Source organism: Treponema denticola, from assembly GCF_024181645.1.
Lineage (GTDB): Bacteria > Spirochaetota > Spirochaetia > Treponematales > Treponemataceae > Treponema_B > Treponema_B denticola_A.
The window spans coordinates 2,354,386-2,365,702 of sequence record NZ_CP058624.1 but is presented as its reverse complement, the minus strand read 5'-3'; the positions used below and the strand labels follow the sequence as shown (position 1 = coordinate 2,365,702).

10 protein-coding genes are annotated in these 11,317 nt (G+C 36.8%); 9 read left to right on the top strand and 1 reads right to left on the bottom strand.

The window, feature by feature from the left end:
- Position 1 precedes the first annotated feature (1 nt).
- The 6 genes from HO345_RS11160 (at position 2) to HO345_RS11135 (ending at position 5,668) form a co-directional block, all read left to right on the top strand.
- Positions 2–1,042: an ABC transporter permease subunit gene (locus HO345_RS11160; RefSeq protein WP_002673231.1), complete on the top strand. Its 1,041-nt coding sequence runs from the start codon at positions 2–4 to the stop codon at positions 1,040–1,042.
- A gap of 6 nt (positions 1,043–1,048) precedes the next feature.
- Positions 1,049–2,185 carry an ABC transporter permease subunit gene (locus HO345_RS11155; RefSeq protein WP_002691970.1) on the top strand — a complete coding sequence of 379 codons (1,137 nt, stop codon included), beginning with the start codon at positions 1,049–1,051 and terminating at the stop codon, positions 2,183–2,185.
- The gene (locus HO345_RS11150) at positions 2,182–2,586 is read left to right on the top strand and encodes a DUF6672 family protein (RefSeq protein WP_010693701.1); all 405 of its coding nucleotides are present in this window, start codon (positions 2,182–2,184) and stop codon (positions 2,584–2,586) included. Before HO345_RS11155 ends, HO345_RS11150 begins: the two co-directional genes overlap by 4 nt.
- A gap of 169 nt (positions 2,587–2,755) precedes the next feature.
- Entirely contained in the window at positions 2,756–3,478 is a 723-nt protein-coding gene (locus HO345_RS11145) for a 5'-methylthioadenosine/adenosylhomocysteine nucleosidase (protein WP_253682962.1), read from the top strand.
- Positions 3,479–3,497: 19 nt separating this feature from the next.
- On the top strand, positions 3,498–4,529 hold the full coding sequence (locus HO345_RS11140) for a 3-dehydroquinate synthase (RefSeq protein WP_253682961.1): 1,032 nt from the start codon (positions 3,498–3,500) through the stop codon (positions 4,527–4,529).
- Positions 4,526–5,668 carry a cysteine desulfurase family protein gene (locus tag HO345_RS11135; protein ID WP_253682960.1) on the top strand — a complete coding sequence of 381 codons (1,143 nt, stop codon included), beginning with the start codon at positions 4,526–4,528 and terminating at the stop codon, positions 5,666–5,668. The genes HO345_RS11140 and HO345_RS11135 overlap by 4 nt, the downstream gene beginning before the upstream one ends.
- Before the next feature lie 28 nt (positions 5,669–5,696).
- Here HO345_RS11135 and HO345_RS11130 read toward each other — a convergent pair whose 3' ends face one another.
- Positions 5,697–6,995 (bottom strand): cyclic nucleotide-binding domain-containing protein, encoded by a 1,299-nt coding sequence (locus HO345_RS11130; protein ID WP_366796680.1) that lies wholly within the window; start codon positions 6,993–6,995, stop codon positions 5,697–5,699.
- A gap of 63 nt (positions 6,996–7,058) precedes the next feature.
- Between HO345_RS11130 and glgX the strand changes: the two genes are divergently transcribed.
- From glgX to HO345_RS11115, 3 genes are all read left to right on the top strand, one after another.
- Positions 7,059–9,203 (top strand): glycogen debranching protein GlgX, encoded by a 2,145-nt coding sequence (gene glgX, locus HO345_RS11125; protein WP_253682958.1) that lies wholly within the window; start codon positions 7,059–7,061, stop codon positions 9,201–9,203.
- 53 nt (positions 9,204–9,256) lie between these two features.
- Positions 9,257–9,967, top strand: coding sequence for an Rpn family recombination-promoting nuclease/putative transposase (locus HO345_RS11120; protein ID WP_253684603.1), 711 nt, complete (start codon positions 9,257–9,259; stop codon positions 9,965–9,967).
- Positions 9,968–10,253: 286 nt separating this feature from the next.
- Positions 10,254–11,255 carry a restriction endonuclease gene (locus tag HO345_RS11115; RefSeq protein ID WP_253682957.1) on the top strand — a complete coding sequence of 334 codons (1,002 nt, stop codon included), beginning with the start codon at positions 10,254–10,256 and terminating at the stop codon, positions 11,253–11,255.
- Positions 11,256–11,317 lie beyond the last annotated feature (62 nt).

The window sequence follows — 11,317 nt, the reverse complement described above, 5'->3', positions numbered from 1 at the left end:
TATGGAAAAGTTTAAAAAAATACTTGCGGATTTCGGTATACCTAGAATAATTATTCTATTATTTCTTCTCAGCCTTTTTATAATTGCCCCCTTTGTTAAGGTAAGCATAGGAGCATCTCTTTCGGACGTTGCAAACCGTTTCGGTATGAATGCCTTGATGGTTTTAGCTATGGTTCCGATGATTCAAACAGGCTGCGGTTTAAACTTCGGTCTTTCATTAGGAGTTTTGGGAGGCTTACTAGGTTCTACTTTAGCAATGCAATTCGGGCTTGTCGGTATTGCAGGCTTTTTTACTGCCGTGTTTCTAACAATTATTTTTTCAGGAATAATAGGCTTAGGTTATAGTCAAATATTGAATAAGGTTAAAGGAGAAGAGATGACAATAGCCATGTATATCGGCTTTGCATCGGTTACCTTTATGGCTATTTTGTGGATAGTGCTTCCTTATTCAAATCCGAGTATGGTTTGGGCTTATTCGGGACAGGGCTTGCGTACAACAATAACTCTTGATGGGTATTGGGTAAATATTTTAAATGATTTTTTACCCATTAAAATCGGCTCTTTCAAATTCCCTACAGGTGTAATATTGTTCTGTGCAGTATGTATGTTCTTAATGAAGCTTTTTATGAAAACGAGAACAGGTACGGCATTGACGGCTGTCGGCTCAAATCCTGATTTTGCAAGGGCAAGCGGCGTAAGTATAAACAGGGCAAGAACTATAAGTATAGTCCTTTCGACGATATGCGGAGGAATAGGAATCTTATTGTATCAGCAAAGTTTTGGTTTTATTCAGCTTTATAAGGCCCCGCTTTTTATGGCCTTTCCTGCAGTAGCCGCTATTCTTATAGGCGGAGCTTCGGTCAATAAGGCTTCAATTTTAAATGTCGTTATAGGTACTGTTCTGTTTCAGGGAATTTTGTCGATGACCCCTTCAGTTATAAACAGTATTTTGCAGACCGATATGTCCGAGGTTATCCGAATTGTGCTTTCAAACGGTATGATTTTATATGCTCTGACAAGAAAAACACAAAAGACGAGGTAATTGATTATGAATAAAATAACGGAAAAATTAAATAGAAAATTAAAGAAATTTTCGGCACTCGATTTTTTGGCTGATAATCTTGTTTCGCTTCTTTTCTTATTGATTTCTTTTGTGGCTATTCCCGTATCCGGACTTTCTGCCCATCATATTATCGGTGAGATTTTAACTCGAATAGGAAGGAACTCCTTTTTGGTGTTCTCCCTTATCTTGCCGATTATGGCCGGTATGGGTATAAACTTCGGTATGGTTTTAGGTGCCATGGCAGGGCAGATAGGCTTAATCTTTGCAATGGACTGGGGTATCGGCGGTATTTACGGCTTGGTGTTTGCAGCCTTGATAGGGATGCCTCTTTCGGTACTGCTCGGTTGGGTTGCCGGCTCAATATTAAACAAAGCAAGAGGCCGTGAAATGGTAACAAGTTATATCTTGGGCTTTTTCTTTAACGGTGTATATCAGTTCTTTGTTTTGTATCTTATGGGTTCGGTTATACCGATGCACAATAGAGCTATAAAACTTTCGCGCGGTTTTGGCGTGCGGAATACTCTTGAGCTTGCTCCTGTAAGACAGGTATTGGATACGACTTTCTCATTCAATATAGCAGGGTTACGTATACCAGTCTTATCCTATCTTATCATTATTGCTCTTTGTTTATTTATCGTATGGTTTAGAAAAACAAAACTTGGACAGGATATGAGGGCAATCGGACAAAATCAATCGGTTTCAAATTCGGCCGGTATCGCCGTTGAACACACGAGGATTATTTCGATTATAATTTCGACTGTATTGGCCTGTATAGGACAGATTATTTTCTTGCAGAATATGGGAAATATGAGCACTTACAATGCCCACGACCAGACGGGCTTTTTTGCCGCCGCCGCTATCTTGGTTGGAGGCGCTTCGGTCAGCAGGGTAAGTATAAAGAATGTTTTTATAGGCGTTGTTCTCCTCCACTTCTTGTACATTGTTACCCCAATGGCAGGTCAACAGCTTCTTGGTTCTGCAATGATTGGAGAATACTTTAGAGACTTTGCCGGTTATGCGGCAATAGCTCTTTCATTGGTGCTCTATGCTGCAAGAAATCAGAGAAATGCGGAGAAGAAACGTTCCGAATTGCGTTTGCAAGCTGAAGGAGAAAAAAAATGAGAATACAATCGAAAAAAACGGTTTTAGCAATAAGAATTATTTTACCTATTCTTTATGTTTTGCTGCTTATACTTATGTTTACTCTGGGCAGAACTCACGCAGTTTTATTTGAAAACAAAAAAGCCGATGACGGCAGCTTTAAGGCCTTTGATTCTATTGAGGTCAGCTTTAACGGACAAGAACCCTTGGAGCTTTTTAAGGGCGATAGGGATCAAGTTCTTTTGAGGGGCCAAAAGCACAAGGTCGTTATAAGATTTACTGACGGAAGAGATGACTTTGTCGGAGAATTTAGAATTCCTCTTTTTCAAGATACCGTCTTATTGTCACTTCCTGCCTTGGTAGAAAATTTACCTTCGGCCGTAAAACCTTTCGAGTTATATAGCGAGCCTACAAAAGAATAGAGCTTTAAATATTTTACAATCAAATCAACCGCCTTGTAAAACAATTAAGTTTTTCGAGGCGGTTTTTGTTATATATGAAATGTTGATAACTCAAGGTGTAGAATACCCAAGTATTTTTATGCTATAATCCTGATATGACGTTTATTTTGAATTTAAAAAGAGGTTAATAATGAAGATAGGAATTTTTGGTGCTGAAGAGCAGGAAGTTAAACTTTTAAAAAAACATTTAGTTGGGGAAATTCGAAAAATTGCCGGTCTTAGTTTTTTTGCAGGAACGATAATGGGAAAGGAAGTTGTACTTGTTTGCAGCGGAATAGGTAAGGTCAATGCGGCTCTGTGCTGCCAAATTCTTATTTCGGAATTTAAGGTTGATGCCGTAATAAACACCGGGGCGGCCGGAGGGCTGATAGAGGGCTTAAAAGTTTTTGATATTGTTGTATCCTCTGAAGCGGTTCAGCATGATGTAGATGCAACAGTCTTCGGCTATCCTATTGGTCAGGTGCCTATGACAAAGTCTCCTTTTTGGCCTGCCGATAAAAAGCTTAAAAACCTTGCCGTTAAGGCTTTTAAGGCTATGCAAAAAGAAAGTGATGATGAGCGTATAAAGAATTTAAAACTTATTGAAGGCCTCATTGCTTCAGGGGATACCTTTGTTTCAGATAAAAAACTTAGGGAAAGGATTATCAAAGAATTTAATCCTGCCTGTGTTGAAATGGAAGGGGCCGCAGCAGCTCAAGTGTGCAGAATAAATAAAATTCCTTTTTTAATTTTAAGGAGTATTTCTGATACGGCCGGTAAGGACGAAGCTGCTAAAATTTCTTATGATGTTTTTTCGGCACAGGCAGCAAAGAATTCCTCTCTTTTGGTGCTGCAAATGCTTAAAATGCTTTAATAAAACACGTTGATAATATATGGATAGTTTTAGTTTTACAACGGTTCAAGGGAAAACCGAAGTATTTTACTGCGATGAGCCTTTTTTACCGCTTGTAGGTACATCCGGCGGGATGTACATCGCCGATTCCAATACTGCTCCTATTGCAAGAGAGTCAAAGAACTTCCGTCCGGACCTTCCCTTGGCTATAATTGAAGCCGGAGAAGAAAATAAAAATTTTACTTCCCTTGTGTCTATTTTAAAAATAGCCCTTGATGCGGGCTTAAGCCGGAACTCTGTTTTTATCGGGGTTGGGGGAGGGCTTATCTGCGATTTAACTGCCTTTGCTGCTTCGGTTTATATGAGGGGGGCAAAATGCAAGCTTGTTCCTACCAGTCTTTTGGCTATGGCGGATGCAGCCATCGGCGGAAAAACTGCAATAAATTTTGACGGTTATAAAAACATGGTAGGAACTTTTTTTAAGGCTGATGAAGTTTACATAAGCCCAAAGGTCTTAAAAAGTTTAAGCGAGCCGGAATATCTTTCAGGTATGTCCGAGATATTTAAGATTGGGCTTTTATATTCTAAAGATATTTATGAGGCCTTTAGGATGCAAAGGGAAAAAATATTAACTAGAGATGAAGGCCTTTGCTTGGAGCTTGTCAAAAAGGCTGTTGAAGCAAAAGCTCAGGTTGTAAGCCGTGATTTTGATGAAAAAAATGAAAGAGCTTTTTTAAATTTGGGGCACACCTTTGGCCATGCGCTGGAATCCGTCTTAAATTTTTCAAAGATTTCGCACGGAGAGGCTGTTTCTTGGGGAATATCAAAAGCGATGCTCTTAGGTAAAAAATTAGGCTTAACTGATTCTTCTTATGCTGATGATGTTTGCGCTATTATACATTCTTATAGCCGCATAGATGCTCCGGTCTTATATGATAAGGAGAAGGTTCTTTTAACAATGAAAAAAGATAAAAAAAATATAGATGCTAAAATCCGTTTGATTTTACAAAAAAATATTTGCGAGACTTTTATTTATGAAGCCTCTGAAAAAGACATCAGGGAGGTTCTATGATTTATTTGGATTGGGCGGCAACAGCCCTTCCTCAAGAAGAGATAATTACGGAGACTTTAAAAAAATCGTTTAAATATTTTGCAAATCCTTCTTCAAAGCATTTTTTAGGTAAGGATGCTCGAAAAGTTTTGGAAGATACTCGTTCGGAAATTGCAGAACTTTTGAATACGGCTCCTGAGCATATTATTTTTACATCGGGAGGAACCGAGGGAGATTATATTCCTATGCTCTCTCTATTATCCCTGCCGTCTCCCTGTTCGATTGCGGTCAGCGGTATAGAACATTCCGCAGTCAGGGAACAGGCTGCCGTTATGAAGGTACGGGGTTATAAGGTTTTACAAATCCCTTCAGACAAAAACAGCTTTATAAGTGCCGATGCGGTTTTAAAAACCATAGAGCCCGATACGGCCTTTGTTTCGGTAATGGCGGTAAACAATGAAACCGGAGCAATCCAGCCCATCGCCGAAATAGGAAAGGCTCTTGAAGAATATTCTAAGGGAAAACGAAGAATCCATTTTCATACTGATGCAGTTCAAGCTATAGGAAAGATTCCTTTTGAACTTTCAAAACTATCCATTCATTCGGCTTCTTTTAGCGGACATAAAATAGGAGCACCCAGAGGAATCGGTTTTTTGTATCTTGCTAAAAATATGGAGGCCTTTATCCGCGGGGGCGGGCAAGAAAATGGCATAAGGCCAGGAACCGAAAACCTTGCAGGTGTTTTAGCCCTGTCCGGCTGTCTTAAAAAATATTATGAAAATTTAGATGGTTATGTTTGTCATGCAAAAGAATTAATGGATTTTTTAATTGAAGAACTTTCAGGTATTGAGGGTTTAATTTTTATCCCCGAAGCTCGTCCTCAGCTAAAGGATAAATTTTCGCCTTGGATTTTACAGTTTGCGGTTAAAGAATTAACCGGAGAAGTCCTTGTTCGCTGCTTGTCGGAAAAGGGTATCTGTATTTCTACAGGTTCTGCATGTTCATCAAAAAAACAAACCCGCCCCGTTTTAGAGGCTATGAAAATTGATGCTAAAGTGCAACAAAATTCAGTGCGGGTTTCAATAGGGCCTTTAACGCAAAAGAGTGAGCTTGAAATCTTTGTTAAAACTCTAAAAGAAACTTTGATAGAATTCCGCTGATTAAATTAGATGGGTTTATTGGGATTCCCTACTTGCTGTTTTCTTGTTCTTCTTTTAGTTTTGCCGTAATCTTTGATTGACGGGCCAGCCGGTTTGCTAACAGCCGGGATAAGAAAATACCGTAATGGGGATACTCCTCAATCAACTGCATAAACTTCATCTTAGGAATCTTTACAAGAGAGCCTTCTCCGATAGATACGACAGTCGCAGATCTTCTGTCATTCATTAAAAAGGCCATTTCTCCTATAAAAATATCAGCCGGTGTTAAAACCGACATCAATTTATTGTTTACATAGACGGCGTAGCGTCCCGAACTTATATAGAAAAGATCGCTCGAATCTTCATTTTCGCGGCAGACAATCTGCATGTGTTTGAAGGTTAGTAATTGCTGGGATTTTAAAATAGCCGGTGTCAAGTTTGCTATATTTCTTTGGTTATTTACCTCAAATGAAACCTCATTCCCAATATTATTATAGCGTAGATTTTTTACAAGGGTTTGAGAAAGTTTAATGCCCATTCCGTGGAGGCCTGCTTCAAAGTCGGCTTCAAGATGGCTTCTCCAGTCAAAACCGTTTCCTTCATCTTTGATGGTTATCTTTGTTTTTTCAGGCAGTACCGAATATGTGATATACACCTTCTTCTTTTTTATTTCAGGCTGTTTTTGTTTTTCGGCAATTAAATCGAGCATATTTTTTCCGCTTCGCAGCCATTTATTTTTTTCCTCATAAGAGATATTACAGTTTCCGTGTTCTACTGCATTAAGTAAAAATTCCATCATTGCAGTTTGTAAAGAAGACCTTTCTTCTTCATTGACTCTGTCGGTATTGTAAAGATAGGTTCCTATAAGGTTTGCATAAAAAACTATTTCAAAGGGGTCGGTATCGCTTACAAAATGACCTGTTTCTTTTTCATCAGGTCTCTGATGCATTCCTCTATTAAAAAGAAAATGCTGATGTTGGTTTAAAATCTTTATAATCTGTTCGGTATTTTTTTCAAAATCTTTTCTTGTACATACAAATAAAAAGTTAGGTTCCTTTATTTGTTCAAGTTTTGCTTTTTCTTGGCGGTCGTTGGTAATGGCTATAATCCCTCCGAATAAAAGCCACGGATCATCCTTTATAACCCTAACACAAGCTTCTGCATCAATATTAGGATCTCCGAAATCGATGATCTTGATTTCAGGCATTTCATATTTAAAAAATGAAACAATGTTTTCATATCTATCAAAAACTGCAATATCGACATTTTCTATGTTTTGTTTTTTTGCGGCTGCTTTTAAGCTGTTCACGGTAGTCTGTATTGTGCTTATTATAGGGACCTTTTTCATCATTATTTCCTTTAAAATGTTATTTGCATTATAGCATAAATTTGAAATACATACTATACTTTAATGATGAATATGAACGATTTATCTTTTTTTCAAGGAAAAGCTTCTCCCTTAGGCGCAAAATTAAGCCGCGGTGGAGTGAATTTCAGCATCTTTTCACGAAACGCAAAGGAAATAGTTCTCCATTTATTTGAAAATGTAGAGGATTCCGAGCCGATAATCTCATATAAACTGGATCCTCAAATAAATAAAACGGGTGATGTTTGGCATGTGTTTGTTTCCGGTTTAAAAAGTTGGGCGTTTTATTTGTATACGGCTGACGGAGAGTTTTTGCCTTCAGCGGGCTTTTTATTCGATGAAAATAATTACTTGCTTGACCCTTATGCAAGGCTTATAAGTTCTCATTCCGTATTTAATTCGGAACAAACTTTAAATCAAATAAACAGTAAAATTTCCGACGGTAAAAATCAACATAAAAGAACGGCAAAGGGATTCCCAAAATGTGTAGTTATCGATGATAAGGAATTCGATTGGCAGGGAGATAAACCCTTAAATATTCCGCTCCAAAGATGTGTGATATATGAAGCTCATGTAAAGGGTTTTTCTTTTTTAAACGATAAAATAAGTCCTACAAAACGAGGTAAATATTCAGGGCTTGTGGAGCTGATTCCGTATTTAAAGGATTTGGGAATTACTTCTCTTGAGCTCCTGCCTGTTTTTGATTTTGATGAAAACGAAAATATGAATATAAATCCCAAAACGGGCATTCGGCTAAAAAATTATTGGGGATACAGTACAATTGCTTTTTTTGCACCTAAGGCCCTCTATGCCGAAGATCCCGGCAATGCCGTAAACGAGTTTAAATTTATGGTCAGGGAATTTCATAAAGCAGGTATCGAAATAATCTTGGATGTGGTGTTTAACCATACTGCAGAAGGAAACGAAAACGGCCATATTTTTTCTTTTAAAGGATTTGATAATTCCATTTACTATCATCTTGAAGATAATAAGATTTATTATAAAAATTTTTCGGGCTGCGGGAACAGCCTAAAAACTTCGGAAATACCTGTTATAAAATTTATATTGGATTGTCTGCGGTATTGGGTAACGGAAATGCATGTAGACGGATTCCGTTTTGATTTGGCTCCCGTTCTGGCACGCGATAAAACCGGAAGTATAGATTTAAATTCTTTTATGATACAGGCCGTCGCAGATGACTCCGTGCTTCGTTCTACAAAGATTATAGCTGAAGCTTGGGATGCTGGCGGTGCGTACATGGTAGGAAAATTTCCCGGGCGTTGGGCGGAATGGAACGATTTATTCCGTAACTCTGTCAGAGAGTTTTGGTTGCAGCCCAATCCTGATATAAGACACTTGGCAACCAGAGTAACCGGTTCTGCGGATTTATATTCTCAAAAAGGCAGAAGGCCTTATCAGTCAATAAATTTTGTTTGCTGTCATGACGGCTTTACCCTTTGCGATTTGCTAAGCTATTCCGAAAAACATAACGAAGAAAACGGGGAAAATAACCGTGACGGCTCGAATGAAAATTTAAGCTATAATCATGGAATAGAAGGAGCCGCATCTATCGAAATTGAAAGAATGCGTATGAGGTCTGCAAAAAATATTTTGACAACGCTTATTCTTTCAGCCGGCACGCCTATGATTAATATGGGAGATGAGGTATTCCGTACACAAAACGGAAACAATAATGCTTATTGTCAGGATAATGAGATGTCGTGGTTTGATTGGGAGCTTTTAAATGAAAATAAAGACTTGCTCGAATTTACCAAAAAGCTTATCAATTTAAGAAAGACTCATTTTTCTTTTTTAAGAAAACATTTTTTTACCGGAGTCTCGAAGACTAACGGTACTCCAAGCGATATAACTTGGTTTGATTATCAGGCACAAAAACCTAATTGGAACGCACCGTCAAATTTCTTAGCCTTTTTAATAGACGGCAATAAAATTAATTTGGAAAGCGATGAGGACGATAGTGATTTTTATTTTATGGCAAATAGCTACAATAACGATATAACCGTGAGGCTTCCCCCTCCTTCTTCAGGCGGGAAGACATGGCATCGTCTTATAGACACCTCGTACACTGACGGAAAAGATTTTTTAGATGAAGAACATACCGAGCAGATTATGAATCAGCAAATATATGTAGTGCTTGCCCGTACGGTTGTTGTTTTAATTGCAAAATAAAGGGAGAAAAAAGATTGAAAAGATTTGAAGATTTAACATTTACAGATGATTTTATGTTTTGTAAAGTTATGCAAAACGAAGGTTTATGTAAAAAACTTATCGAAATGATTCTACCCGATACGATAGGTAAAATTACATATATTTCTATACAGCATGCTATTAATACCTATGAACAGGCAAAGTCTATAAGATTTGATGTTTTGGTACAAACAGAGAATAGTAAATTTTATGATGTAGAAATGCAGGTAAGCAATGAACGCAATATCCCAAAACGTATGCGATTTTACCAAGCTGCCATAGATATTTCTTTTTTAGACAAAGGTAATTCCTATAATAATTTAAATGACAGCTTTATAATTTTTATCTGTTTATTTGATGTTATAGGCAAAAATAGACCAATTTACACCTTTGAAAATATTTGTATAGAGGATAAAAATACCCCTTTACAAGATGGTACAAAGAAGATTATAATAAATGCAGAGGCTTTTACAAATACTGAAAATAAAGATTTAAAAGAATTTTTGGAGTATCTTAAAACAGGTAAAGCAAAAAATGAATTTACAAGGGGGATAGAAAAAATGATACAAACAGTAAAACAAAACGAACAAGCAAGACAGGAATACAGATTGATGTCTACTTTTGAAATGGATATTACAGATAAAACCAAGCGGGAAACAGCAAAAAATATGAAAATGGAAAAACTGGATATATCTTTAATTAGGAAGATAACCGGCCTTCCTATTGAAGAAATAGAAAAACTGTAAGAAATTATAAACGAAATAGGTAATAGAGCTTTCGGCCATGATGAGGACTCTTGGTGTAAAAAAGTTGGTATAAAATACGGTTCTAATTTTGAGCGTATAAAACAGCTTGTAATAAATTCAGGCTATCCTGAGAATAGGATACAAGTATACTCATACTAGTTATTTACTTCCCCTATTCGGCTTATTTCAGGATTTGATAATCCTTATAAAAAGTTTTTATGGTGGATAAATATAAAATTTTATTATTGCGGAAAAATTACGAAACCCGCAGAAAGGAGATTAAAAGATGAATTACTACAATTTTAGGATTGACAGAAGGCACATGGGTGAACTTATAAAAAGGCTCAGGGAAGAATCGAAAGTTTCTATGGGTTGGGGAGGTAACAAGGTTAATATCGACCTGACGAATAGCGAAAACATAAAAGAAAGATTTAGGAAGGCTTATCCGAATATTAAAAGTCGAAAAATAAACAATATCCGTAGAATAGAGTATTTAAAAGATGATGACGTTTTAGTGGTACCTCATCTTCCTGAAAACGGAAGATTTATTGTAGGTGTTGTCGATGGAGATTTCCCTGCCTGTTACAGTTATATCGAAAATGATAACACTCACTTAAACCATACTATTAAATTAAAAGAGATTTATGGTTTGGATGGAAACCTTGATATTCATAATATTGAAGTGCATGAATGGTATGCCAAGTTAAAAAATATGCAGTTGCCTATTTATCCTCTTTTTAGATACGAAAAAGTTTTTGCAAAACTGCTTCTTAAGTTGAGAGGCACGCCTGATTTGTCTTTACCTATAAGCGATTTGGATAAATACAATGAAGAACTAAAATTAAGCATAATACAAGTCCTTTGTAAAAAGTTAAATAACATAAGTCCTTCAAGCAGTAATATAAACTTTGAAAATATTTGCAAATATGTAATCGAATCTTATGGATATAAGTATTTAAGAAATCATCATTATGCAAATGGAGGAGATGCAGATTTAATTTTTGAAAGTTCTTCAAAAACTTCTTCACCCTTTGAAAGCGGAATATCAAAACTATATGTTCAAGTAAAAAAACAGACCGGAGATTCGAATACACGGGCTGTTGAACAGCTTGTTTCAATAATGAAAGAAGATGATTGTAGTGATGATGTTCAGGGCTGTGCAATTACACTCGGCTCATTTAATGAGGACGCAAAAAAATTAGCACAACTTGAAGATATTGTTCTTATTGAAGGTGAAGAACTTGCAGAATTATTTTTAGGCAGTTTATTTGCAAACACAGAAATATAAATAGTATTATCAACCATTCCCCTTGTTTAAACTGTCCGATAGTGTTATACTTATTTAACAAA